Origin of the sequence: Microbacterium gorillae (genome assembly GCF_000826185.2) — a bacterium.
GTDB lineage: Bacteria > Actinomycetota > Actinomycetes > Actinomycetales > Microbacteriaceae > Microbacterium > Microbacterium gorillae.
Map to the genome: position 1 here is coordinate 100644 of NZ_LN648873.1, position 25341 is coordinate 125984.

Below are 25341 nucleotides of genomic sequence, written 5' to 3' on the forward strand. Positions count from 1 at the left end.
CCCCGCGATGCGGGACGGCGTTCGTGACGGTCTTTCAGAAGTTGATCATGTGCCCCGTGAGGCCGTGGAAGGTCTCCTGCAGAGCCTCGGACAGCGTCGGGTGCGTGTGCACGTTGCGGGCCAGCTCCCACGCGGTGAGGTCCCACTTCTGCGCCAGCGTCAGTTCGGGCAGGAGCTCCGAGACGTCCGGACCGATCATGTGGGCGCCGAGGATCTCGAGGTGCTCGGCGTCCGCGATGACCTTGACGAAGCCGACCGGCTCGCCCAGACCGTGCGCCTTGCCGTTGGCCATGAACGGGAACGTCGAGACCTTGATCTCGTGGCCCTCGTCCTTGGCCTGCTGCTCGGTGAGGCCGAACGACGCGACCTGCGGGGAGCAGAACGTGGCGCGCGGCATGAAGCGGTAGTCGCCGAGCGTCTGCGTCTCGGCGTTGCCGATGGTCTCCGCGGCCACGACGGCCTGAGCCTCGGCGACGTGCGCGAGCTGCAGCTTCGCGGTGACATCACCGATCGCGTAGATGTGCGGCACGTTCGTGCGCATGTGGTCGTCGATGTCGATCGCGCCGCGGTCGGTGAGCGCGACGCCGGTGGCCTCCAGACCGAAGCCCTCGACGTTCGGCGCGAAGCCGACCGACATGAGCACCTTGTCGGCGACGATCTGGTCGGCCTTGCCATCCTTGGCGGTGTAGCTGACCGTGACCCGGCCACCCTCGTCGACGACGGAGTCGACGCGCGTGGAGGTGAGGATGTCGACGCCGTAGTTGCGGTACTGCTTCTGGATCTCCTTGGAGACGTCCGCGTCCTCGTTCGGCAGGGCGCGGTCCAGGAACTCGATGATGGTGACCTTGACGCCGTAATTGGTCAGCACGTACGCGAACTCCATGCCGATGGCACCGGCGCCGACGATGACGATCGAACCGGGCAGTTCGCGGCCGAGGATCTGCTCCTCGTACGTCACGACGTTCTCGCTGAGCGAGACGCCGGGCAGCAGGCGGACCTTCGAGCCGGTCGCGATGATCGCGTTGTCGAAGGTGACGGTCTCGCTGGAGCCGTCCGACTTCGCGACCTGGATCGTGTTCGCGTCGGTGAACGTGCCACGGCCGTCGAACTCCGTGACCTTGTTCTTCTTCATCAGGTAGTGGATGCCCTTGACGCGGCCGTCCGCGACCTCACGGCTGCGGTCCCAGGCGACGCCGTAGTCCATCGAGGTCTCACCCGAGATGCCGAACATCTTCGCCTTGTGCTTGAGCGTGTGCGCCAGCTCGGCGTTCTTGATCAGAGCCTTGGAAGGGATGCAGCCCACGTTGAGGCAGACACCGCCCCAGTACTTCTCTTCGATGATGGCGGTGGAGAGTCCGAGCTGGGCGCTGCGCACGGCCGCGACGTACCCGCCGGGACCCGCGCCGAGGATGACGACGTCGAAATGAGGCATGACTGAAAGCCTACCGCTCCGCGCATCGCGCGCGGACTGTGCACCGACTGTCGTCGGCGGGTGCCGATCGGCTAGGCTGGGGCGGAGGAGGATGAGCGTGTCTGAAGCAGGTAACGGGCTGAACCAGGTTCGTCGTGACGGCGACCACCTCGATCGCGGGACGGATACGACCCAGACGTTCGGGGGTCACGATTCCGATCTGTCCTTCGTGCCGTTCGGTGCGGAGCTGACCGAGACGGAGATCGCGGCGATCGAGGCGTTGCCCTCGGGTTCCGCTCTCTTCCTCGTGCGCTCCGGTCCGACTGCGGGCGCGCGCTATCTCGTGGACACGGACGTGACCACGATCGGCCGCCACCCCGAGGCTGACATCTTCTTCGACGACGTCACGGTTTCGCGCCGTCACGCCGAGATCACCCGCTCCGGCAGCGCGTTCGACATCATCGACCAGCGTTCGCTGAACGGCACGTATCTCGATGGCGAACGCGTCGATCGCGGCGTGCTGCGCAACGGCTCCGAGGTTCGCATCGGCAAGTTCCGGTTGAACTTCTTCGTTTCGCCTGCCGACATTCAGGCAGAGGGATGATGGCGGCCGCCGCCCGCGATCGTGCGGCGGCGGGCCTGCTGAGCATCGGTCAGGTGCTGGCGCGGCTCTCGCCCGAGTTTCCCGCTCTGACGAGCTCCAAGTTGCGCTTCCTGGAGGTGCAGGGCATCGTCACGCCGGCGCGCACCCCGTCCGGCTACCGCAAGTTCTCGCCGGCCGACCTCGAGCGGTTGACGCTGGCGCTGACCCTGCAGCGTGATCACTACCTGCCGCTGCAGGTCATTCGGGAGTACCTGGACGATCGGGACGCCGGACGCGAGCCCGCGGTACCGGCTCCGCCCTCGATCCACGTCGCGTCGCGCCGTTACGACCGCGCGGATCTGCTCCACGCCGCGGGAGCCGCGCCGCAGCTGCTCAACGACGCGATCTCCACGGGCCTCATCGCCGCGTCGGACACCTACGGGGAGTCCACCCTGGCATTGCTGCGCGGCTTGGTGGGGCTGGACCGGCACGGCATCGAACCGCGCCACGTCCGCAGCCTGAAGCAGGCCGCCGAGCGCGACGCGGCGCTGATCGAGTCGTCGATGTCCACGCTGCTGCGGCGGACGGACGCGACCTCGCGAGCCCGCGCGGACGAGCTCGTGCCGGAACTGGCCGCGCGCATGGACGACGTACGGAAGATCTTCCTGACGAGCGCGGTGGAGCGCATGCTGTCATGATGACGACACGCCGAATTCGATTCGCGGATGTCGTTGGTCGGCGAGAGGGACTGCTCTAACTTTGGAGTGGTAGTTGAGAGTTTTTCTGAGGAGGTGCGGGCATGGAGCTCGACGAGGGCGATGGCACGGACCTCACAGCGGACCTGCTCTTCACGGATGGCATGCCGGAACTCGGTAACGAGGTCGGCTACCGCGGTGCTCAGGCGGCTCGCGCCGCCGGCATCACCTACCGCCAGCTGGACTACTGGGCCCGCACCGAGCTCGTGGAGCCGACCGTGCGTGGCGCGTCCGGGTCCGGCTCGCAGCGGCTCTACGGTTTCCGCGACATCCTCGTTCTCAAGCTCGTCAAGCGTCTGCTGGACACCGGCATCTCCCTGCAGCAGATCCGCATCGCCGTCGAGCAGCTGCGCGCCGCGGGCATCCGCGACCTCGCCGGCACGACCCTGATGTCCGACGGCGCGTCGGTCTACCTCTGCACCTCCAGCGACGAGGTTATCGACCTGGTGAGCCGTGGTCAGGGCGTCTTCGGCATCGCCGTCGGCAAGGTCCTGCGCGAGGTGGAATCGACGCTCGTGCAGTTCGATCCCACGGCGCCGGACCCCGTCGACGAACTCGCGGCTCGCCGCGCGAAGCGCACCGCCTGACGCACGCGTCGTGCCGCTGCACCACGTCGAGATCTGGATCGCCGAATCCGGCGATCGGCTCGATGACTGGCGCTGGTTGCTGACCGCGCTCGGTTACACCCGCACGGCGACCTGGCCGGACGGGGAGACCTGGAGCGACGGTGGCGCGTACCTCACGCTGACCGGTTCGCCGAACCTCACCGACGACCCGCACGACCGCCGACGTCCGGGGGTGAATCATCTGGCGTTCACGGTTCCGGACCGCGGTGCCGCGGACGCGATCATGGCGGCCGGGTCCGCTCATGGCTGGACCCCGCTGTACCACGAGCGCTTCCCGCACGCCGGGGGACCGGACCACTACGCCGGCTGGCTGGAGAACGCCACCGGGTTCAAGATCGAGGTCGTCGCCGCTGACGACTGATCGAGGCGAAGGGAGAGCCATGGTCACCGCGGAGCAGCTGCTGGCCGGGCCGCGCGGCCGCTGGCTGTGCCACGACGTCGCCACGGACGATGAAGCGGTCCACGGGGCGTGGTTCTGGGCATCGACGATCATCGACCCGGTGTACGGCACACCCGCGATGGCGGTCATCCGATTTTCGGACGACGATGACGAGGTCGGGCAGGATCCGGTCGTCACCCCGGAGGAGGTGGCTGCGCTGATCACCGAGCGCGCATCTCACCCGACACCGCAAACGATCGCTCGCGCCTTCACGCAGTCGGTGGAGTGCGCGCGCTACTGGCAGGAGCCGATGGGCAGGCAAGTTCTGGGCGCCGTTCCCGTGGTTCGCGCGGCCCTCGCGGAGACGGCACGTCGGGTTGCCGTTCTCGCCCCCGGGTGTTGGGACGAGCCGGCCGCCGCAGAGCAGTGGGTCGTCACCTGGGGTGACGATCTGGCGGCCCCGGACCTCGCCGTGGCCGCAGCGAATCATCGGGGGCGGCACGACGCCGTGGAGAACGAGGAGCGAGCACAGCGGGACCGGCCCGTCGACCCGGCCGCGATGTTCAGTGGAGCGTGGTGGTCCGTGCCCTGGGGTGTGCCGCACACCGTGGCCCGACTTCCGGAGGCGCTGTCCCTCGTCGAGGACGGTGCGGGGTGGCACCGGGCGCATCTGCACCCGATCACGGCGACCGGACGCGTGTTCGAGATCCGCTCCGCCGCGGATTGGGCGGCGCTGTGCCGCGAGTACCCGTTGGATGTCACCGCCTCGAAGCGGCACGACTGGTTTCGGACCACCGGCCGCGCCGGAGCCTGGGTCGTGCCGGACTGGGAGCGCGTCGGCGAGCACTGGGACGGAGTTCATCTGACGGCGGCCGCCTATCTCGCCGCCGCCGGCACCGTGATCGATGTATCGGATGACACCGCCAGCGTCATCGCGGGTTGGGACCCGGACGCCACCTTCTGGCTCACCGATGTCTTGCGTCCGGCCGGGGCGCCGCGTGCAGCCACGCTCGATGACGACGGCGTCTGGCACCTGGTCTGACAGCGAACCGGACATGCGAAACGGGCCCCCGGAAGTGCTTCCGGAGGCCCGTGTGACGCGGTGTTACGCCTTTTCCGCGGCGACGGCGGTCTCGCCGGGGGCGGGGATGCGTCCGGAGCGCATGATGCGGTCCAGGAGAGCATCGAAGTCGGCGGCGAGCTCCTGCGCGGAGTCGCCGGGCCAGATGTGCAGGGGCTTCGCGGCGCCCTGAGCCTGCTGCAGGGAGGTGCGCTCCGGCAGCTGCGGCGAGAGCACGAGCGGGCCGAACATGTCGCGCAGTTCCTTGATCCGGAACTGGTGCTCGATGGACTGCGGACGCACGCGGTTCACGACGATGCCGAGCGGCTGCAAACGGGGGGAGAGGCCGCGGCGGATCTCTTCGATCGCGCGCAGGGCGCGGTCCGCGGCGGCGACGGAGAACAATCCCGGCTCGGTGACGACGATCACGCGGTCCGACGCCGCCCACGCCGTGCGGGTCAGGGCGTTCAGCGACGGCGCGCAGTCGATCAGCACGAGGTCGTAGTCGGCCTCGATGGTGGCCAGGGCCTCCTCGAGCTTCCACACGTCGCGCACGGACGGGTGCGGTCCGTCGAAGTTGATCGCGGAGGGGCTGCCGATGAGCACATCGATCGTCCCCGGATGCACCTTCGCCCAGCCGGAGGAGGTGATCGCCTGGCGGACCACGCGCTCCTTCGGGTTCGCCAGGACATCGGCGATGTTGAGGCGACCGGCGACCTGGATGTCCATACCCGTCGAGACGTCTGACTGGGGGTCCAGGTCGACGACGAGGGTGCGGATTCCGCGCGCGAATGCGGCGGAGGCGAGACCGAGAGTGACCGTGGTCTTGCCGACTCCGCCTTTCAAAGAGCTGACGCTGAGTACGTGCACAATCATCCACGTTACCGTCCCCTAGGCTGTGAGAGCCATCCACCCCCATTTCTCATGGAAGTCAGAGGCCCCATGTTCACGAAGATCTTGGTCGCGAATCGTGGAGAGATCGCGATTCGCGCGTTTCGAGCCGCCTACGAGGTCGGTGCCCGGACGGTGGCAGTGTTCCCGTACGAGGACCGGTACAGCCTGCATCGTCTGAAGGCGGACGAGTCCTACCAGATCGGCGAGGAGGGGCACCCGGTTCAGGCGTACCTCGACGTTGACGAGATCATCCGCGTCGCTCTCGACGCCGGCGCTGACGCGATCTACCCGGGCTACGGGTTCCTCTCCGAGAACCCGGACCTCGCGGCCAAGGCCGCCGAGAACGGCATCACCTTCATCGGTCCGCCCTCGCACGTGCTGGAGATGGCCGGGAACAAGGTCACCGCGAAGGAGCACGCGATCGCCGCGGGCGTCCCGGTGCTCCGTTCCACCCCCGCCTCGGATGACATCGACGCGCTGGTCGCGCAGGCCGACGAGATCGGCTTCCCGCTGTTCGCGAAGGCCGTCGCCGGTGGCGGCGGTCGTGGCATGCGTCGCGTCGAGTCGAAGGACGAGCTCGCTCCGGCCCTGGCCGAGGCGATGCGTGAGGCCGGCTCCGCCTTCGGCGACCCGCGGATGTTCCTCGAGCAGGCGGTGCTGCGTCCGCGTCACGTCGAGGTGCAGGTCCTTGCTGACACACACGGCCACACCGTGCACCTGTTCGAGCGCGACTGCTCCGTCCAGCGCCGCCACCAGAAGGTCATCGAGATCGCGCCGGCGCCGAACCTGGCCCAGGACATCAAGGACGACCTGCACCGCTACGCGATCGCCTTCGCCGAGTCGATCGGCTACCAGAACGCCGGCACCGTCGAGTTCCTGCTGGAGACCGCAGGACCCCGCACGGGCGAGGTCGTCTTCATCGAGATGAACCCGCGCATCCAGGTCGAGCACACCGTGACCGAGGAGGTCACCGACGTCGACCTGGTGCAGGCGCAGATGCGCATCGCCGCCGGTGCGACGCTGGCCGAGCTGAACCTCGAGCAGGACGACATCCACCTGCGCGGTGCCGCGCTGCAGTGCCGCATCACCACGGAGGACCCGTCACAGGGCTTCCGCCCGGACACGGGCAAGATCACCACGTACCGCTCGCCCGGTGGCGCCGGCATCCGCCTCGACGGTGGAACCACCGCGGCCGGGTCGCAGATCAGCCCCTACTTCGACTCGATGCTCTCCAAGCTCACCTGCCGGGGCCGCGACTTCGAGGCGGCCGTCTCGCGCGCCCGCCGTGCTCTGGCCGAGTTCCGGATCCGCGGCGTGTCCACGAACATCCCGTTCCTGCAGCGCGTCCTCGATGACCCGGACTTCGTGGCCGGCAACCTGTCGACCTCGTTCATCGACGAGCGCCCGGAGCTGGTGCAGGGGCGTGAGTCGAAGGACCGCGGCACCAAGATGCTCAACTGGCTCGTCGACACCACGGTGAACAAGCCCAACGGCGAGAACCCGGTGCACCTGGACCCGGTCAGCAAGCTGCCCACGATCGACCTGACGGCTCCCGCCCCGAACGGCTCGCGCCAGCAGCTGCTCGAGCTCGGCCCGGCGGGTTTCGCCAAGGCGCTGCGCGAGCAGACCGCCCTGGCCGTCACCGACACCACCTTCCGTGACGCCCACCAGTCGCTGCTGGCGACGCGCGTGCGCAGCAAGGACCTGCTCGCGGTCGCGCCCTACGAGGCGCGCCTGCTGCCCCAGCTGCTGTCGGTCGAGGCCTGGGGCGGTGCGACGTACGACGTCGCGCTGCGCTTCCTGGGTGAGGACCCGTGGGAGCGCCTGGACAAGCTGCGCGAGGCGCTGCCGAACGTCGCGATCCAGATGCTGCTGCGCGGACGCAACACCGTCGGGTACACGCCGTACCCGACCGAGGTCACGGACGCCTTCGTGAAGGAGGCCGCGGCCAGCGGTGTGGACATCTTCCGCATCTTCGACGCCCTGAACGACGTCGAGCAGATGCGTCCGGCGATCGAGTCGGTCGTCGCCACCGGCACCGCGGTCGCGGAGGCGGCGCTGTGCTACACGGGCGACCTGCTCAGCCCGGACGAGGACCTGTACACGCTGGATTACTACCTCAACCTCGCCGACAAGATGGTCGCTGCCGGCGCCCACATCATCGGCATCAAGGACATGGCCGGCCTGCTGCGGCCGGCGGCGGCGCGCAAGCTCGTCGCTGCCCTGCGCGAGCGGTTCGACGTTCCGGTCCACGTCCACACGCATGACACCGCGGGCGGCCAGCTCGCGACGCTGCTCGCGGCCTCGGAAGCCGGCGCGGACGCGGTGGACGTCGCCTCGGCGCCCATGTCCGGCACCACGAGCCAGCCCTCGATGTCGGCACTGGTCGCCGCGCTCGCGCACACCGAGCGGGACACCGGGCTGGACCTGCAGTCGGTTTCGGATCTCGAGCCCTACTGGGAGGCCGTGCGCAACGTGTACGCACCGTTCGAGTCGGGACTGCCCGGCCCGACCGGTCGCGTGTACCACCACGAGATCCCGGGCGGACAGCTGTCCAACCTGCGCCAGCAGGCCATCGCGCTGGGCCTGGCGGACGATTTCGAGCTCATCGAGGACATGTACGCCGAGGCGAACCGCATCCTCGGCCGCGTGCCGAAGGTCACGCCGTCGTCCAAGGTCGTCGGTGACCTCGCGCTGCACCTCGCCGCAGTGAAGGCCGATCCCGCGGACTTCGAGGCGAACCCGGAGAAGTACGACGTCCCGGACTCGGTCGTCGGCTTCATGGCGGGCGAACTCGGCGACCTGCCCGGCGGTTGGCCGGAGCCGTTCCGCTCGAAGGTCCTCGCCGGTCGCGAGGTCAAGATCGGCGTCACGCCGATCACCGACGAGCAGGAGGCCGCGCTGGCCGGCAGCTCCGCGGAGCGTCGCAGCATGCTGAACACCCTGCTGTTCCCGGCGCCGACCCGCATCTTCACGGAGGGTCGCGAGGCCTACGGCGACCTGTCCGCGCTGGACACCACCGACTACCTCTACGGCCTGGAGCCGGGTGTCGAGCACAAGGTCGAGCTGGGCCGTGGCGTGCAGCTGTTCTTCGGCCTCGAGGCGATCGGTGAAGCCGACGCCAAGGGCATGCGGACGGTCATGACGACGATGAACGGTCAGCTTCGTCCGGTGTTCGTCCGGGATCGCAGCATCGCCGTGGAGGACCGCGATTCGGAGAAGGCCGACACCTCCAAGCCGGGTCAGGTGGCGGCGCCCTTCTCCGGCGTCGTGACGCTCAAGGTGCAGGTGGGAGATAAGGTGGAGGCTGGTGCACCCGTCGCCTCGATCGAGGCGATGAAGATGGAAGCGGGTATCACGAGTCCCGTTTCGGGTGTCGTGGAGCGGCTCGCCATCACCGGTGCGCAGCAGGTGGAAGCCGGTGATCTGCTGGTCGTCGTGCGGCCCACCTCATAATCTAGGCTCGCGGGACCGCCCCGCGCCCCACGCTTGGAGTGTGAAAAGCAGTGACGTCTGACCTCAATCCGCAGGCGCCGATGGACGAACCCGAAAACGGCGTTCTCGCCGACACCGGGATGATCGACACGTCCGGACTCGGCTTCCTCGGGACGAACACGGCGCACGTGAACGTCGTGCTCCCCGAGGAGACCGAGGACATCGACGACGACGTCGTGGATGATGACGACGTCTCACTGCTCTTCGACTCGATCCTCTCCGGCGACGTCGCCGACCGTGACACGGCCGGGGACGTCGCCGGCGAGGACACCGAGCACGTCGAGACCGTCGAGGCCGAACTGGTCTCGGAGGACGAGGACGGGGAAGAGGCAGAGCCCGAAGACGTCGACCGAGCGGACGCGGACGGCGCTGACCACGAGGGTGAGAACCCGGCGGTCACGGACGAATCCGAGGAATCGGTCGCCGCGGCGGACGAGTCCGTCGCCGTGGCGGACGCTGACGACGCCGCTGCACGTGCCGAGGACGAGCCCGTCGTGTCGGATGATTCCGCCGTTGCGCAGCCCGACGCCGTGGACGAGGACGCAGACGACACGGACGACGCCGCGAACGCCGACGCCGACGAGAAGCATCCTGACGAGTCCGACGTGCAGGAGCCGGCCATCGCCGCCGCGCCCGTTTCGCAGTCCTCTCGGCCGTCCAAGAAGAAGCGCAAGCAGGCAGAACGCCGTGCCGCACGCGAAGCCGAGCGCGCAGCTGAGGTGGAAAGCGCGGCTGCGGCGGAGGCCGAGGCTGCTGCCGAGGCTGAGGCCGCTGCAGAGGCCGAGCGTGCCGCGGAGGCCGAGCGCGCTGCCGAGGCTGAGGCTGCTGCGGAGGCGGAGCGTGCCGCGGAGGCGGAGCGTGCCGCGGAAGCCGAACGTGCCGCGGAAGCGGAGCGTGCTGCGGAAGCCGAGCGTGCCGCGGAAGCTGAGCGTGCCGCTGAGGCTGAGGCTGCTGCGGAGGCCGAGCGTGCTGCCGAGGCCGAGGCTGCTGCGGAGGCGGAGCGTGCCGCGGAAGCCGAGCGTGCGGCGGATGAGGCCGAGGTCGCGCCAGCCCTTGTGAAGTCCCCGCGCCCGGCCGCGTCGTCGGCCCACGCCACGGAGGACGTCGCGAACGACGACGCCGTGAGTCAGACTGAGACCGAGCAGTTGCCGAGGGGGCAGCGTGCCGTCGAGGAGGACGACGTGGCGGAGACTGAGAACAAGCCGGTGCGCCTGCGTCGGGATGCGCACGAGAACGAGCGCGTGGCCACCCGTGCCACGGGCGAGGTTCCGCTGCAGTCCAAGCGTCTGGACCAGCTCGGCGGCGATGCCAGCCGGGAAAGCGCCGACCTGCTCACCGCCGATCGCCTCCTTGACCCGCACCAGCTCGTCAAGCCGGAGCCGGAGGGCGCCTGGAGCCACTTCCTGTACACCGTCTCCGGCCGCCGCATCAACATCGGCGACGGCAAGCGCGCGCGTGAGCGCAAGGCGCTGACCGCACGCATCGCCGCGCCGTTGACCGGCGGCTCCCGCTTCGTACCCGTCCTCTCCCGGAAGGGCGGCGTCGGCAAGACGACGGTCACCACCCTGGTCGGCATGGCTCTCGCGGACGCCCGTGATGACCGCATCGTCGCCGTGGACGCCAACCCCGACCGGGGCACCCTGGCCGAGCGGATCAGCCGCACGACGCCGAAGACGGTCCGCGATCTGGTGCGCGCTCGCGACCAGATCAACGGCTACAACGACCTGTCCGGCATCGTCGCGCGCGACGAGACGCGCCTGGACGTCCTCGCCAGCGACGCCGACCCCCGGGTCTCCGAGGCGTTCAGCGACGAGGATTACCGTGATGTCGCGGAGGTCGCGAGCCGGTACTACTCGGTCGTGCTGACCGATACCGGAACCGGTATCGTCCACTCCGTCATGGGTGCGACCCTCGACCTGGCCGATCAGCTCGTCATCGTCGCCGGATTGAGCGTCGATGAGGCGCGGTTGGCGTCCGAGACGCTGACCTGGTTGGAGACGAACGGGTTCTCCCAGCTCGCCCGGGAGGCCGTCGTCGTGCTCAACCAGACGTCCTCGGGCGCGCCCGTCGTGCGGATGACCGAGGTCGAGAACCACTTCCGCAGCCGCGTGCGCGCGGTCGTCCGGATTCCGTACGACCCGCAGATCGCCTCCGGCAGCGCGATCCACTTCCGTGACCTGCAGCCTGAGACGCGGATCGCGGCTCGGGAACTGGCCGCGCTCGTGATCGCCGCGCTGCGCGGGGCATCCTCGTCGGCGGCCTGAGGTGGCCATCCGCACCATCCGGGTGTTCGGCGACCCGGTGCTCCGCGCCGTGAGCGCTCCGGTCGGAGAAGTCGATGAGGGCGTCCGCGCCCTGGTCGCCGACCTCATCGACACCGTTCGCGAACCGGGCCGGGCCGGCGTCGCGGCCCCGCAGATCGGCGTGAACCTGCGGGCGTTCAGCTACAACGTCGACGGCTCCGTCGGCTACATCCTCAACCCGGTCGTGGTCGAGGTGCGCGGCGAGCCGGTGCCCACCGGCGAGGGGTGTCTGTCCGTCCCGGGTCTGTGGCACGACGCGCTGCGTCACCCCTACGCCCGCGTGGAGGGCGTCGACCTGGACGGCGAGAAGGTCGTGCTCGAGGGGACCGGACTCATGGCCCAGGCATTGCAGCACGAGACCGACCACCTGGACGGCATGCTCTACCTGCAGCGACTCACGCCCGAGGAGCGGAAGGTCGCGATGCGGGAGATCCGCGAGAGCGACTGGTTCTGACGCACCACGCAGAACGGCCCGGACGAGACGTCCGGGCCGTTCTGCGTCGTACGGCGTCAGCCGGTGACGGACACGTTCGTCGTCGCCGGGGCCGGAGCCGCGTACAGCTCGGCGATCTCGCTGGCGAAATCCTTCACGATCACGTGCCGCTTGATCGACATTTTCGGCGTGAGGTGTCCGGACTCCTCCGTGAACTCGGTCGGCAGGATCACGAACTTCCGGATCGACTCGGCACGCGACACGGTCTTGTTGGCGCGGTCGATCGCGGTCTGCACCTCGGCGCGGACCTTCTCGTTCTTCGCGGCGTCGGCGAGGGACATGTCCTTCGGCAGACCGTTGTTGGCGAGCCAGGTCGGCAGCATCTCGGTGTCGAGGGTCACGAGTGCGGCGATGAACGGCTTCTGGTCGCCGACGACGACGACCTGGCCCACGATCGGGTTCGCCCGGATCGGATCCTCGAGCTGGGCCGGGGCGACGTTCTTACCACCGGCCGTGACCAGGATCTCCTTCTTGCGACCGGTGATCGTGAGGAATCCGTCCTGATCGAACGAGCCGATGTCGCCCGTGCGGAACCAACCGTCCAGGAACGCCTCGGCGGTGGCCTCCGGGTTCTGCCAGTACTCCTTGAAGACGTTGACGCCACGCACCTGGATCTCGTCGTCCTCGCCGAGGCGGATCGCGACGCCCGGCAGCGCCGGACCGACCGTGCCGATCTTGATCTTGCGGGCGAGGTTCACCGTGGCCGGCGCGGTGGTCTCGGTCAGGCCGTAGCCCTCCAGGATCGCGATGCCGAGGCTGTCGAAGAAGTGTCCGAGGCGCGCACCCAGGGGAGCGGAGCCGGAGACGGCGTAGCGCACGTTGCCGCCCATGGCCTCGCGGAGCTTGCCGTAGACGAGCTTGTCGAACACGGCGAATTTCACCTTCAGCCCGAACGGGATCTTCTCGCCGTCCTGCCGCCGCTTGGAATGCTCGATCGCGGCAGCCGCGGCGGCGCGGAAGATCTTGCCCTTGCCGCCGGCCTCGGCCTTCTGCTCCGCCGAGTTGTAGACCTTCTCGAACACGCGCGGCACGGCCAGGAGGAACGTCGGCTTGAACGAGCCGAGGGTCGGGACCAGTTTCGAGGTGTCCGGCTGGTGTCCGGTGCGCACGCCGGAGTGGATCGCGAGGATCGCGATGAAGCGCGCGAAGACGTGCGCCAGCGGCAGGAACAGGACGGTGGAGGACCCCGGCTGCTCGACGACCTCGGCGAGGCTCTTCGCGGAGTTGCGCGAGAGCTCCACGAAGTTGCTGTGCGTGAGCACGCAGCCCTTCGGACGCCCGGTGGAGCCGGACGTGTAGATGAGCGTGGCGATGTCCGAGCCGACGGCGATGTTGCGGCGTCGCTCGATCTCCTCGTCGGGCACCTCGGTCCCGGACGCGGTGAGGGTGTCGATCGCGCCCAGGGCGAGCTGCCAGGTCTCGCGGACGTTCGGCACATCCCCGGCCACCTCGTCGAAGCGGGTGAAGTGCTCGGCCGACTCGACGATCAGCGCGATGGCGCCGGAGTTGTCCAGGATCCACTGGATCTGGCTGGGCGAGCTGGTCTCGTAGATCGGCACCATCACGGCGCCGGCGTAGAACAGCGCGAAATCCACGAGCGACCACTCATAGGTGGTGCGCGCGAGGAAGCCGACCTTGTCGCCGGGCTCGATGCCGGCCGCCACGAATCCCTTCGCGAGGCCGATCACCTGCCGGCGGAATTCGGCCGCGGTCACGTCTCGCCAGCCATCGCCGACCGGGACGCTGAACAGCGCGAGATCCGGGGTGGCCGCGACGCGCTTCTCGAGCAGATCGGTGACGTTCGCTTCGGGATCGGCGGGGACGATGGCAGGGATGTCGAATTCAACCACGGCAGCTCCTTCGGTACCGGACAGGACGTGCACGACGCGGCGCGCGGGTTCACGTGCCGTCGTCTCCTCGAGTCTATGGCACCAGATACCCGATGACGTGGCACTCAGTGTCGAAGTCGGTGGGAGCCCGGGTCGATCCGGGGCGTGGGCGCCGACCGCGTCGTACCGCGCCGATAGACTTCCAACCGTCGCGTGCGCGCGCGACGAAAGACGGAAGGACGCGCGAGTTGCTCACAGTCGGCATCGACATCGGGGGAACCAAGATCGCCGGCGGTGTGGTCGACGCCTCGGGCGGCCTGATCGACCCACTCCGAGTGCCCACGCCGCGCGACCCGCGTGAGATCGAGGACGCCGTGGTCGCCATGATCACAGACCTTTCGCAGCGTCACCCGTCCGTCGGCGCGGTGGGGATCGCGGCCGCCGGCTTCATCGATCGAGACCGATCGGTGGTGACCTACGCCGCCAACATCGCCTGGCGCGATGAGCCGCTGCGCGCGCGCATCGAACCACGCGTCGGACTGCCCGTGGTGATCGAGAACGATGCCAATGCGGCTGGATGGGCGGAGTACCGGTTCGGGGCCGGAAGCGGCACGCGCAACATGATCATGCTCACGATCGGCACCGGAATCGGCGGAGCCGTGATCACCGAGGGCGCGCTGTACCGCGGCGGACACGGGTCCGCCGGCGAACTCGGCCACATGCGCTTCCAGCGCGACGGTCTCCAGTGCGGGTGCGGACAGCACGGGTGCATCGAGCAGTACGCGTCCGGACGCGCGCTCCAGCGCATCGCCGGTGAGCTCGCGGATGCAGGCGGGATCGGCTCTGCGCTGGCCGCGGCACGGGAGAGCGAGGGCACCCTCGACGGGCGCACGATCTCGGGGCTGGTCAGCGCCGGGGACAGCGGAGCGATCGAGGCGCTGCGCCGGATCTCGTCCGCCCTGGGGGAGGCCTGCGGCACGTTCCAGGCGGCGTTCGATCCGGAACTGTTCGTGATCGGTGGCGGCGTCTCACAGCTCGGTGAGATTCTGCTGGCACCGATGCGCGAAGCCTACGCGACGGCGGTGCCGGCACACGGCAACCGCCCGGGCGCGGACTTCGCGATCGCGCGTCTGGTCAACGACGCCGGAGTGATCGGGGTGGGCGATCTCGCTCGGGAAGGACGTCACTGATGTTCTACTGGCTGATGAAGTACGTCGTCATCGGGCCGATCATCAAGGCGATCTTCCGGCCGTGGGTGACCGGACGCGTCCACATCCCGCGCACCGGCGCGGCCATCCTGGCCAGCAACCACCTGTCCTTCGCGGATTCGATCTTCCTGCCGTTGATGATCGATCGCCCGGTGTCGTTCCTGGCCAAGAGCGACTACTTCACCGGCAAGGGGATCAAGGGCTGGGCCACCCGGATGTTCTTCAAGGGCACCGGTCAGCTCCCCATCGACCGCTCCGGCGGCAAGGCCTCCGAAGCCTCGCTGAACACCGGCCTGCGCGTCCTCGGCCGGGGGGACCTGCTCGGCATCTACCCGGAGGGAACGCGCAGTCCCGACGGGCACCTGTACCGCGGGCGCACCGGCATCGCTCGGATGGCGCTGGAGGCGAAGGTTCCCGTGGTGCCCGTGATCATGGTCGACACCGACACGATGATGCCCATCGGACAGCGCATGCCGCGCATCCAGCGGGTCGGAGTCGTGATCGGTGAACCGCTCGATTTCTCCCGCTTCGAGGGCATGGAATCCGACCGGTACATCCTGCGCAGCATCACCGACGAGATCATGGTCTCGCTGCAGCAGCTCGGCGAGCAGACCTACGAGGACGTGTACGCCTCGACCGTCAAAGATCGCCTCCGCGCGCCCCGTCGGAAGTGACGTCGGCAGCGGCGGCGTAACCTGCCGTCGCGGACGCCGTCGTACGGTCCGGAGCACCGTCTGCAGGGCGATACGATCAAGTAATGTCCCTCGCAGACCTCGATTCGTGGCGCTCCCTTCCCATCAAGCAGCAGCCGCAGTGGCCCGATGCGGCCGCCGTCGCCGACGCCTCGCAGCGACTCGCATCCTTCCCGCCGCTGGTGTTCGCCGGCGAGGTCGACCAGCTCCGCGAGAAACTCGGTCGCGCGGCGGCCGGTGAGGCGTTCCTGCTGCAGGGCGGCGACTGCGCCGAGACGTTCGCCGGTGCCAACGCCGACAACATCCGCAACCGGATCAAGACGATCCTGCAGATGGCGGTCGTCCTGACCTACGGCGCGTCCATGCCGGTCATCAAGATGGGACGCATGGCGGGGCAGTTCGCCAAACCGCGTTCGAGCGACACCGAGACCCGCGGTGACGTCACGCTGCCGGCCTACCGCGGCGACATCGTCAACGGCTTCGATTTCACCGAGAAGTCTCGCGTGGCCGACCCGCAGCGTCTGCTGCAGGGCTACCACATGGCCGCGTCGACGCTGAACCTCATCCGCGCGTTCACTCAGGGCGGCTTCGCGGATCTTCGCGAGGTGCACAGCTGGAACAAGGGCTTCGCCTCGAACCCCGCGAACGCCCGGTACGAGGGTCTGGCCGCGGAGATCGATCGTGCCATCAAGTTCATGGAGGCCGCCGGGGCGGACTTCGAGGAGCTCAAGCGCGTCGACTTCTACACCGGCCACGAGGGCCTGCTGATGGACTACGAGGCGCCCATGACGCGCATCGACTCCCGCACGCAGACGCCGTACAACACGTCGGCGCACTTCCTCTGGATCGGCGAGCGCACGCGTGAGCTCGACGGCGCGCACGTGGACTACTTCTCCAAGATCCGCAACCCGATCGGTGTGAAGCTCGGTCCCACGACGGATATCGACACGATGCTGCGCTTGATCGACAAGCTCGACCCGAACCGCGAGCCGGGACGCCTGACCTTCATCACGCGCATGGGGGCGGGCAAGATCCGGGACGCTCTGCCGCCGCTGCTGGAGGCCATCAAGTCCGCGGATGCGACGCCGCTGTGGGTCACCGACCCGATGCACGGCAACGGCATCACGACGCCGACCGGCTACAAGACGCGCCGCTTCGAGGACGTCGTCGACGAGGTCGTCGGGTTCTTCGAATCTCATCGCGCGGCCGGTACCCATCCGGGCGGCATCCACGTCGAGCTGACCGGTGACGACGTCACCGAGTGCCTCGGCGGATCCGAGATGATCGACGAGGCGACCCTGGCGACGCGCTACGAGTCGCTGTGCGACCCGCGCCTGAACCACATGCAGTCCCTCGAGCTCGCCTTCCTCGTGGCGGAGCAGCTCGAGAACCGCTGACCTTTTCCGCGAAACACCCGGGCACGGCCGAAACACCCCGCATTGCGCGGTTTCTCGGCCGTGCCCGGGTGTCTCGCGCGGCGTAGGGTGGGCGCGTGCCGGACCGGACGCGACACCTGAGCGGGGCGCTCGTCGTCGTCGCTCTCGTCGGAGCGGTGATCGGCAGCCTCGGGGCGCCGCTGATCACGCCGGTCTCGCGTGAACTCGGCGTCTCCCTGAATGACGCGCAGTGGACGCTCACGATCACCCTGCTCGTCGGCGCCGTCGCCGGACCCGTGCTGGGGCGACTCGGTGGGGGAGCGCAGCGTCGATCGGTGATTCTCGGCGCACTGGTCGCCGTCGTGATCGGGGCCGTGCTCACCACGGCCCCGGGGCCGTTCTGGCTGCTCCTGGTCGGGCGCGGACTCCAGGGGCTGGCGCTCGGAAGCGTGCCGCTGTTGATGAGCGTCGCGCGCTCCCACCTGCCCGACGAGCGCGGACGTCGTTCGATCGCGGCACTGTCAGTGACCTCGACCGTCGGCATCGGGGTGGGCTACCCGCTGGTCGGCTGGATCGACGATCTCGCCGGCCTGCGTGCGGCCTACGGCCTCGGGCTGGTCCTGGCGGTGATCGCCCTGGTCGTGGCCTGGTGGGCGGTGCCCCGGGAAGCGCCGGCGCCGCCGCCCCGCATCGACATCGTGGGCGCGGTCCTGCTCGGCGTCGGCACCCTCGGGGTGCTGGTCGCGATCGCGGTCCCGGCGGTGTGGGCCTCCGCCTCCTCGGCGGTCCTGCTGCCGCTGGTGACCGTCGGCGTTCTCGTGGCCTGGGTGGTCGTCGAGCTGCGCACGCCGACGCCCCTGGTCGATCTGCGCCTGCTCGCGCGCCCGACCGTCCTCCGCGCGAACGGCGCGATGCTCGTCTCCGGTATCGGGATGTATCTGCTGTTCAGCCTGTTCACCCGGTTCCTGCAGACCCCGGCCGACGCGGGTTACGGTTTCGCTCTCGCCGGCGTCGCGGCCGGGGCGGCCCTCATCCCGTTCTCCGCACTCGGATTCGTCGCCGGTCGAACGACACCACCGCTGATCGTCCGCGTCGGAGACCGGGGCGCGTTCGTCGTGGCGATCGGTGCCGTGATGCTCGCTGCGGTGGTGTTCGCGGCCGGGACCACGTCGCTGATCCTCGTCCTCGTCGCGATGGCCGTCCTGGGCTTCGGCGTGGGCGCGGTGTCGGCCGTGATGCCCGCCCTCGTTCTGACCGGGGTGCCCGCAGCGGAGACCGCCAGCGTCCTCACGGTCAACCAGGTGCTGCGCCAGATCGGCTTCAGCGTCGGCAGCGCGCTGGCGGGAGCGATGCTGGCAGCGGCGACTCCGGCCGAGGGGGAGTACCCGACCCCGGACGGCTACCTCGTTGCGGCGTGGTGGGCGCTGCCCCCGCTCGCACTAAGCCTCATTGCCTTGCTCGTGTCCAAGCGCGGGTCTTCGGGTCAGTAGTGCGCGTTTGTTCCTGTGACCGAGCGCCCGCAACCTCACGGACCGGTGATCGTCACTTCAGAGCCACGACGTACGGACGTCCCGCCTTGTGGGTCGGTGTTGACCGCCGGCACGAACGACCACAGGCGGCGGTCGATGTCCGGCGGGACGATCGGGACAAGGTCGGCAGCGCGGATGGCGTCGACGGCCTGTGAGATCGTCATGGCGCCCATGGTCGGCACAGTCACAAGGTCCACGCCCTTTGAGACGATGAGAGTCACCGTGTCCCCGGGGAACCAGTTTCCGCTTTCACGATCGGCAATGCCAATGACTGCTCCCTTATCGACCGTGTCGCTGAACTCCGTCTGGTTCTCGCCACTGACCTTCAGCCCGACGCCGTCGAGGGTGCTACGAGCATCCGATTCGGACTTGCCGGCGACATCTGGGACCGCGCCTCGTGAGACAACCAGCGTCACCGAGTCGCCTTCCTGCCAGTCGCGGTCGCGCGGACCGTTAACGTAGGCGACGAGGCCAGCGTTCACAGTTGGGTCGAAAACACCTCCCGAGGTCGCCTCCACCACGAGCTTCGCGGCGGTCAGCTTGGCGCGAGCTTCTGCTTCCGGAAGACCCTTCACCGTCGGAAGGTCGCCGCGTGACACGGCGAGCGCGGCCTTGTCGCCCTGGTGGACGCTGCAGCCCTCGGTGCAGGCGACGGCGTCGCCGCCGGCGCGTGGGGTGATGGTCACGGAGATGATCTGACCGGCGGCGACGTCACCCGTGAAGACGTAGGAGGTCTTGGTGATGTCGATGTGCTGGTCGCCGAGCACGGAGGTCGCCTGCTCCTCGGTGACGCCGACGAAGGTCGCGAGTTTCGCGGCGGCCGGACCCGTCGAGACGTAGACGGTGACGGAGGATTTCGCGTCCACCCGGGAACCGGAACCCGGCTTCGTCGACACCACCTTGCCGGCGGGGACGTCGAGATCGGCCTTGTCCGCGGGCACGCCGGTGAGACCGAGGTCCCGCAACTGCGCGACCGCTGAGTCGGAGCTCGCACCCCGTAGATCGGGAATCGCGATCTGCGAACCGGGCCCGGAGCCGAACCACCAACCCGCGCCGCCGGCCAGTGCCGCGAGAACGAGGACCAGGACGACCAACCAGCCACCGCGGCGGCGGTTACGGGAGACGACCTTCCGCAGACGGGTGCTGTTATCGCCGGTCTCGACCGGACCCGTGGGCACCGCACCGGTGGCGGGCAGGACCATCGTGGCACCCTCGGTGCGCAGCGGCTCGTCCGGAATCGCGAGTCCGGCGGTGGGCAGCGGTTCGCGTGTGGCGGCCACCACCGGAGCCACGCCCAGTTGCCGCTCGATCTCGCGCAGACGGTCGAGCATCACCTTGGCATCGGTCGGCCGGTCATCCGGCTCGCGTTCGGTGGACCAGAGGACGAGTTCGTCGAGCTGCTCCGGGACCCCGGGGTTGCGCACGCTCGGGCGCGGCACCGACTCGGTGGCGTGCTGGAACGCGATCTGCATCGGCTGCTCGCCCCGGTAGGGCTGCTCGCCGACGAGCATCTCGTAGAGCATGATGCCGAGCGCATAGATGTCGCTGCGGGCGTCGGCGGTACCGCGGGTGACCAGTTCCGGGGCGAGATAGGCGATCGTGCCCATCAGCTGCTGACCGGTCGCGGTGTTCGCGGTGGTCGCGCGCGCGAGGCCGAAGTCGCCGATCTTGATCCGGCCGTCCTCGGCCAGCAGCACGTTCTCCGGCTTGACGTCGCGGTGGACGATTCCGGCGCGGTGTGCGGCGGCGAGACCGGACAGGATCGAATCCATGATCGTGATCGTCTGGCCGACGGTGAGACGGCGCTGCTCCTTGAGCAGTTCGCGCAGCGTGATGCCCGGGAGGTACTCCATCACCAGATAGGCCAGTTCGCCGTCCTGACCCTGATCGAAGACGTTGACCACGTTCGGGTCCGCGAGCCGAGCCGCGGCGCGAGCCTCCTGGATGAAGCGGCTCTGGAAGACGGTGTCATCGCTCAGGTGCCCGTGCATCACCTTCAGCGCGATGCGTCGCTCGAGGCGAAGGTCGGTCGCGACGTATACGGTGGCCATACCGCCGCGGGCGATCCGAGCCCGGACGCGGTACCTGCCGTCGACGAGCCGCCCGATGAGCGGGTCGGCGGTCTGGCTGGTGGTCACGACCCGAGTCTACGAAGCGATTCCCGCCTTACCTGGGAACGGCTCGCCCCTCCTGGTCACGAATCGGCGTCGGCCGAGCCCGTGCGGATGAGACACTTGTGGGGTGACTTCCGCAGGTTCCGCTCCCGTTTCCACCGATTGGCTCGCTCTTCCGGACCTCGTCGAGGTCCTCGGGGAATCGCTCAGCCGCGTCCGCAAGCTCCTCGATGACCAGCACCTCGTCGGTTCCCGCCGCGACGGCGCGCTCAAGGTGCCGTCCGTGTTCATCGTCGACGGGCACCCGCTGTCGTCCCTGCGTGGCACCATCATCGTGCTGAAGGACGCCGGCTTCGCCGACGACGAGCTGATCGACTGGCTGCTCGCCCCGGAGGAGTCGATCGGGCTCGCCCCGATCGAGGCGTTGCGCGCGGGACGCAAGAGCGAGGTCCGCCGCGTCGCCGCCGCGCTCGGCTGAACCGACTCAGGCAGAGCGCCGCGTCGCCGCGTCGGCGAGGACGCTCAGCTCCTCGATCGCGTCCGCGGTCAGCGGCGCCGCGGCCAGGGCCGCGTCGGCTTCGCGCTGGTACTGCGCGATGCGCTCTTCGACGCGTGCCAGCGCGCCGGTGTCGCGGATGCCGTCCTGCATGCGCGTGATCGACGCCTCCTCCAGGTCGACGTCTCCGAGCCGCGCGTCGAAGGCGGCGCGATCCGCATCGCTCATTCCCTCGCGGGCGTAGGCCACCAGCAGGGTGCGCTTGCCCTCGCGCAGGTCATCGCCGGTCGGCTTGCCCGTGACCGAGCTGTCGCCGAAGACACCGAGGACGTCATCGCGCAGCTGGAACGCCAGGCCCACGGGCATCCCGAATCGGCGCAGCGCGTCCAGCTGTGGGGCGGATCCGCCCCCGAGCGCGCCGCCGATGACCAGGGGCTGCACCACGCTGTACCGTGCCGATTTGAGGGAGGCCACCTCCAGCGCGCGATCAGCGTGGGTGTCGTCGGGTTGCACGATCCATGCGGACTCCTGAGCGATGTCCAGGAACTGCCCGAGCGTCACGTCGCGACGCATGCGCGCGTACTCGTCGCGGGCGAGAGCGGGATCGGCCAGGGTGGCCAACGCGGACTCGAACAGGTCGTCGCTCCACGCGACCAGCAGGTCGCCGAGCAGGAGCGCGCCCGAGCGGCCGAAGGCGGCGGCATCCCCGGTCCATCCCGCCGCGCGATGCATCGCCTCGAGAGCGCGATGGGCACTGGGGCGACCGCGCCGCGTGTCGGAGTTGTCGATGATGTCGTCGTGCACGAGAGCGGCGGCCTGGAAGATCTCCAGCGCGGCGGCCGCATCGATGATGGCGGCGGAGCCGACGGCGGGGGAGACGGAGCGCCATCCGGTCTCGCAGAATCGTGCGCGCAGGCGCTTGCCGCCGGCCAGAGCAGACTCCGCGGCGTCGATCAGCAGCGCGGCATCGGGGCTCTCCGCGGACACCGCGGACCGCTGCTGGGAGACGAAGCCCCGCAGTCGCTGAGAAACCGCTTCGGGAACGTCCTGGGAGCCTGCCACGGACCTAGCCTAGTGACCGTCTCAGGCATAGACTGAGAAGCCAGCGCACAACACAAAGGGGGCCTGATGCCACTCTCCGAACAGGAACAGCGGCTCCTCGACGAGATGGAGCGGAATCTGCTCCACAACGACGCGGACGTGGTCTCCGCCGGGGGCGGCCGTTCCTTCAGTTATCGCAACCTCGTCTACGGCGCCCTCCTGGTCGTCGTCGGTCTCGCCGCTCTCGTCGCCGGCGTCTCGTTGTTCCAGTCGCTCGGCGGCGCCGCCTTCGTCGGCATCATCGTCGGTGTGCTCGGCTTCGCTCTGATGTTCTTCGGCGTCATCGTCGCCATGCGTCGCTCGCGTGATCCGTTCGATCTGGACGCTCCGACCCAGGACAGTGCCAAAGCGCCGTCCCAGCACAACGTCGGGTTCATGGACCGGATGAACGACCGGTGGGATCGTCGTCACGATCCCGACCACTGACACCACAGACACGACCTTCTTCCGAAAGGGCGCCGACGATCTCGTCGGCGCCCTTCGTCGTCTCCGGACTCGGCAGCGGCGCCGGGTGAGCTGAACCGTCTCCACCGGCCTCCCGGTCGATTCTCCACTTCCCTCCCCGAGCCCCTCCATTTCCCTCCCCGGCGTCCAAGACCTCCCTCCGAACCGCGCGATCGGCGCGTTCTGCGGCGTGATGACGAGGTCCGACGGCGCTGTCCTTCGCGCCGTCGGACGCAGACCTCCCTCCGAACCGCGCGATCGGCGCGTTCTGCGGCGTGATGACGAGGTCCGACGGCGCTGTCCTTCGCGCCGTCGGACGCTCGGGGGAGGGGCGGCGGAATTTCGCTCCACTTCCCTCCCCGAGAAAAATCCGCGTGTTTCCGCGGCTTGTGCGATGCGCGTCTGGAGAAACATCGCGATCATCATGCAAATGTGGAGTGAAGTGGAGTAAAGTGGGGCTCATCTCGACAGGCCGGTGAAGAGAGGGGGTGGCGGCGATGTTGTTGGGCACCCATACCCCCAAGCTCGATGACAAGGGCCGCGTCATCCTCCCGGCGAAGTTCCGTGAGGATCTCGCCGGCGGCGTCGTCATCACCCGCGGACAGGAGCGCTGCCTGTACGTGTTCTCGAATGACGAGTTCGAATCGGTCCACGAGCGCATCCGTCAGGCTCCGCTGAGCAACAAACAGGCGCGGGACTTCCTGCGCATGTTCCTCTCCGGAGCCAGCGCGGAGATGCCGGACAACCAGAACCGCATCACCATCCCGCCGGCGCTGCGCGCGTACGCCGGGTTGGAGAAGGAGCTGGTCGTGACCGGCGTCGGCGCGCACGCCGAGATCTGGAACGCGTCCGCCTGGAACGCGTTCCTCGAGTCCAACGAGTCCTCCTACGCCGAGATGGAGCAGGAGGTGATCCCCGGCCTGTTCTGACCTGCGTTCTGACTCCCAGCTGATTCGCCCTGAAGCCACTTCCCCGGCGGCAGGTCGTCTCGGAGGGGAATCAGAGCGCAGGACCCGCCGAAGACATCATGAGCATCGAAGACATTCACATCCCCGTCCTGCTCGAGCGCTGCGTCGAGCTCCTGGCCCCCGCGCTCGCCGAGCCCGGAGCCGTGCTCGTCGATGCCACCGAGGGCATGGGCGGGCACTCGTCCGCGCTGCTCGATCGGTTTCCGGACGTGCAACTGGTGGGCCTGGATCGGGACACCGACGCGCTGACGATCGCCCGGACACGCCTGGCGCCGCACATCGATCGCGTGCAACTCGTCCACACCGTGTACGACGGAATCGCCGATGCCGTCCGCTCCAGCGGTTTCGACCACGCCGACGGCATCCTGTTCGACCTCGGCGTCAGCTCCCTGCAGCTGGATGAGGCCGACCGTGGCTTCGCATACTCGCAGGACGCGCCGCTGGACATGCGCATGGACCAGACCACGGGCACGACCGCGGCCGACATCATCGCGACGTACAGCGAGGGAGAGCTGCGCCGGATCTTCGAGATCTACGGGGAGGAGAAGCTCGCCGGTCGCTACGCGCGGCACATCATCGCCGCACGCGCCGTCGAGCCGGTCACGACGTCGGGGCGGCTCGTGCAGATTCTGCAGGACGCCACGCCCGCTGCCGTCTCCCGTGCCGGGCACCCCGCCAAGCGGGTGTTCCAGGCGCTGCGCGTCGAAGTCAACGGCGAGCTGAACGCCCTCCGCACCGCGATTCCGGCGGCTCTCGATCTGCTGCCGGTCGGCGGACGCCTCGTCGTCATGTCCTACCAATCGCTCGAGGACCGCCTCGTCAAGCGCGCGTTCGCGCAGGCGACGGCCTCCACGGCACCGCGCGGACTGCCGGTGGAGCTGGAAGAGCACGCACCGCGGTTCCGAACCCTCACCAAGGGCGCGGAGCAGGCGAGTGCTGAGGAGCAGGAGCGCAATTCGCGCGCCAAGCCCGTACGGCTGCGAGCCGTGGAACGAATCCGGGAGGCCCTGTGAGCACCGCCCTGTCCGCCCTGCTGCCCGAGCGGCGGCGCTCCGAGCACGCCGAGCGCCATCTGCGGGCGCTCGAGCGTCCGACGCGTCGGCGTCGTCCCAAGCTGGCCTACGCCCTGACCGCCGTCATCGGCGCCGCCGTGATCGGTGCTCTCCAGCTCGGCTTCTCGATCGCGACGACCCAGACGACCTTCGAGATCCGCTCCCTGACCGAGGAGCAGCGGTCCCTGACCGTCCAGGGTCAGGCGCTGTACGACCAGGTCGCCGGCCTCAGCTCGCCGCAGTACCTGGCCTCGAACGCGACCGCACTGGGGATGGTCGTGGGCGGCTCGCCGACGTACATCAAGTTGAGCGACGGCAAGATCATCGGCGCCGCCGACGTGACCTACATGAGTTCGATCGCGGCCGCCAAATCGGCGGTGCCGAACTCCCTGATCGCGAACACGCCGCTGGTGACCGAGCCCGATAAGACGATCACCGGTAACACTGCCAAAGAGGCTCCCGCCGGTTCGACGGCGGCCGGTGCGGCACCACCCGCGATCACCGAGGGGCTGCCGAGCCCGCAGACGCACTGA

At 68.9% G+C, this 25341-nt stretch carries 22 protein-coding genes; 17 read left to right on the forward strand and 5 right to left on the reverse strand.

Annotation, left to right across the window (positions count from 1 at the left end; translation table 11 throughout):
* Positions 1 to 34: 34 nt before the first annotated feature.
* Positions 35 to 1432 carry a dihydrolipoyl dehydrogenase gene (gene lpdA, locus BN1193_RS03465; RefSeq protein WP_040164114.1) on the reverse strand — a complete coding sequence of 466 codons (1398 nt, stop codon included), beginning with the start codon at positions 1430 to 1432 and terminating at the stop codon, positions 35 to 37.
* 91 nt (positions 1433 to 1523) lie between these two features.
* Between lpdA and BN1193_RS03470 the strand changes: the two genes are divergently transcribed.
* The 5 genes from BN1193_RS03470 (at position 1524) to BN1193_RS03490 (ending at position 4796) form a co-directional block, all read left to right on the forward strand.
* Entirely contained in the window at positions 1524 to 2015 is a 492-nt protein-coding gene (locus tag BN1193_RS03470; protein ID WP_040164116.1) for an FHA domain-containing protein, read from the forward strand.
* Complete coding sequence (ftsR, locus tag BN1193_RS03475; RefSeq protein WP_040164118.1) at positions 2012 to 2692, forward strand: transcriptional regulator FtsR; 681 nt, start codon at positions 2012 to 2014, stop codon at positions 2690 to 2692. The genes BN1193_RS03470 and ftsR overlap by 4 nt, the downstream gene beginning before the upstream one ends.
* 101 nt (positions 2693 to 2793) lie before the next feature.
* Complete coding sequence (locus BN1193_RS03480; protein ID WP_040164120.1) at positions 2794 to 3336, forward strand: MerR family transcriptional regulator; 543 nt, start codon at positions 2794 to 2796, stop codon at positions 3334 to 3336.
* Between the two features lie 10 nt (positions 3337 to 3346).
* The gene (locus BN1193_RS03485; RefSeq protein ID WP_040164122.1) at positions 3347 to 3736 is read left to right on the forward strand and encodes a VOC family protein; all 390 of its coding nucleotides are present in this window, start codon (positions 3347 to 3349) and stop codon (positions 3734 to 3736) included.
* Positions 3737 to 3755: 19 nt separating this feature from the next.
* Positions 3756 to 4796 (forward strand): hypothetical protein, encoded by a 1041-nt coding sequence (locus BN1193_RS03490; RefSeq protein ID WP_052460393.1) that lies wholly within the window; start codon positions 3756 to 3758, stop codon positions 4794 to 4796.
* Between the two features lie 63 nt (positions 4797 to 4859).
* On the opposite strand, the gene BN1193_RS03495 is transcribed toward BN1193_RS03490, so the two are convergent.
* Positions 4860 to 5684, reverse strand: a complete 825-nt coding sequence (locus BN1193_RS03495) for a ParA family protein (RefSeq protein WP_040164609.1) — start codon at positions 5682 to 5684, stop codon at positions 4860 to 4862.
* Between the two features lie 72 nt (positions 5685 to 5756).
* Here BN1193_RS03495 and BN1193_RS03500 point away from each other — a divergent pair, with 72 nt between their 5' ends.
* The 3 genes from BN1193_RS03500 to def all read left to right on the forward strand — a co-directional run bounded on the left by BN1193_RS03500 (position 5757) and on the right by def (position 11960).
* A complete protein-coding gene (locus BN1193_RS03500; protein ID WP_040164123.1) occupies positions 5757 to 9164 on the forward strand; it encodes a pyruvate carboxylase in 3408 nt (1135 codons plus the stop codon).
* Positions 9165 to 9244: 80 nt separating this feature from the next.
* A complete protein-coding gene (locus BN1193_RS18120; RefSeq protein WP_230206399.1) occupies positions 9245 to 11467 on the forward strand; it encodes a MinD/ParA family ATP-binding protein in 2223 nt (740 codons plus the stop codon).
* Position 11468: 1 nt separating this feature from the next.
* Entirely contained in the window at positions 11469 to 11960 is a 492-nt protein-coding gene (gene def, locus BN1193_RS03510) for a peptide deformylase (protein WP_040164124.1), read from the forward strand.
* A 56-nt stretch (positions 11961 to 12016) separates the two neighbouring features.
* Here the strand turns inward: def and BN1193_RS03515 are convergent, their stop codons facing one another.
* Positions 12017 to 13849, reverse strand: a complete 1833-nt coding sequence (locus tag BN1193_RS03515; RefSeq protein WP_040164126.1) for an AMP-dependent synthetase/ligase — start codon at positions 13847 to 13849, stop codon at positions 12017 to 12019.
* A gap of 227 nt (positions 13850 to 14076) precedes the next feature.
* Here BN1193_RS03515 and BN1193_RS03520 point away from each other — a divergent pair, with 227 nt between their 5' ends.
* The 4 genes from BN1193_RS03520 (at position 14077) to BN1193_RS03535 (ending at position 18594) form a co-directional block, all read left to right on the forward strand.
* Positions 14077 to 15018, forward strand: a complete 942-nt coding sequence (locus BN1193_RS03520) for an ROK family glucokinase (RefSeq protein WP_040164128.1) — start codon at positions 14077 to 14079, stop codon at positions 15016 to 15018.
* Positions 15018 to 15710, forward strand: coding sequence for a lysophospholipid acyltransferase family protein (locus BN1193_RS03525; RefSeq protein WP_040164130.1), 693 nt, complete (start codon positions 15018 to 15020; stop codon positions 15708 to 15710). Before BN1193_RS03520 ends, BN1193_RS03525 begins: the two co-directional genes overlap by 1 nt.
* An 83-nt stretch (positions 15711 to 15793) precedes the next feature.
* Entirely contained in the window at positions 15794 to 17125 is a 1332-nt protein-coding gene (locus tag BN1193_RS03530; RefSeq protein ID WP_040164132.1) for a class II 3-deoxy-7-phosphoheptulonate synthase, read from the forward strand.
* A gap of 95 nt (positions 17126 to 17220) precedes the next feature.
* Positions 17221 to 18594 (forward strand): MFS transporter, encoded by a 1374-nt coding sequence (locus BN1193_RS03535; RefSeq protein ID WP_040164134.1) that lies wholly within the window; start codon positions 17221 to 17223, stop codon positions 18592 to 18594.
* Between the two features lie 35 nt (positions 18595 to 18629).
* On the opposite strand, the gene pknB is transcribed toward BN1193_RS03535, so the two are convergent.
* Positions 18630 to 20771, reverse strand: coding sequence for a Stk1 family PASTA domain-containing Ser/Thr kinase (gene pknB, locus BN1193_RS03540; protein WP_052460394.1), 2142 nt, complete (start codon positions 20769 to 20771; stop codon positions 18630 to 18632).
* 103 nt (positions 20772 to 20874) lie between these two features.
* On the opposite strand from pknB, the gene BN1193_RS03545 reads away from it, so the two are divergent.
* On the forward strand, positions 20875 to 21225 hold the full coding sequence (locus BN1193_RS03545; protein WP_040164136.1) for an Rv2175c family DNA-binding protein: 351 nt from the start codon (positions 20875 to 20877) through the stop codon (positions 21223 to 21225).
* A gap of 6 nt (positions 21226 to 21231) precedes the next feature.
* Here the strand turns inward: BN1193_RS03545 and BN1193_RS03550 are convergent, their stop codons facing one another.
* On the reverse strand, positions 21232 to 22305 hold the full coding sequence (locus BN1193_RS03550; protein ID WP_040164138.1) for a polyprenyl synthetase family protein: 1074 nt from the start codon (positions 22303 to 22305) through the stop codon (positions 21232 to 21234).
* Between the two features lie 66 nt (positions 22306 to 22371).
* Between BN1193_RS03550 and BN1193_RS03555 the strand changes: the two genes are divergently transcribed.
* The 4 genes from BN1193_RS03555 to BN1193_RS03570 all read left to right on the forward strand — a co-directional run bounded on the left by BN1193_RS03555 (position 22372) and on the right by BN1193_RS03570 (position 25341).
* Positions 22372 to 22770: a DUF3040 domain-containing protein gene (locus BN1193_RS03555; protein ID WP_040164140.1), complete on the forward strand. Its 399-nt coding sequence runs from the start codon at positions 22372 to 22374 to the stop codon at positions 22768 to 22770.
* 515 nt (positions 22771 to 23285) lie between these two features.
* Entirely contained in the window at positions 23286 to 23717 is a 432-nt protein-coding gene (mraZ, locus tag BN1193_RS03560; protein WP_040164615.1) for a division/cell wall cluster transcriptional repressor MraZ, read from the forward strand.
* Positions 23718 to 23815: 98 nt separating this feature from the next.
* Positions 23816 to 24769 carry a 16S rRNA (cytosine(1402)-N(4))-methyltransferase RsmH gene (gene rsmH / locus BN1193_RS03565; protein ID WP_052460395.1) on the forward strand — a complete coding sequence of 318 codons (954 nt, stop codon included), beginning with the start codon at positions 23816 to 23818 and terminating at the stop codon, positions 24767 to 24769.
* A complete protein-coding gene (locus tag BN1193_RS03570) occupies positions 24766 to 25341 on the forward strand; it encodes a hypothetical protein (protein WP_052460396.1) in 576 nt (191 codons plus the stop codon). Before rsmH ends, BN1193_RS03570 begins: the two co-directional genes overlap by 4 nt.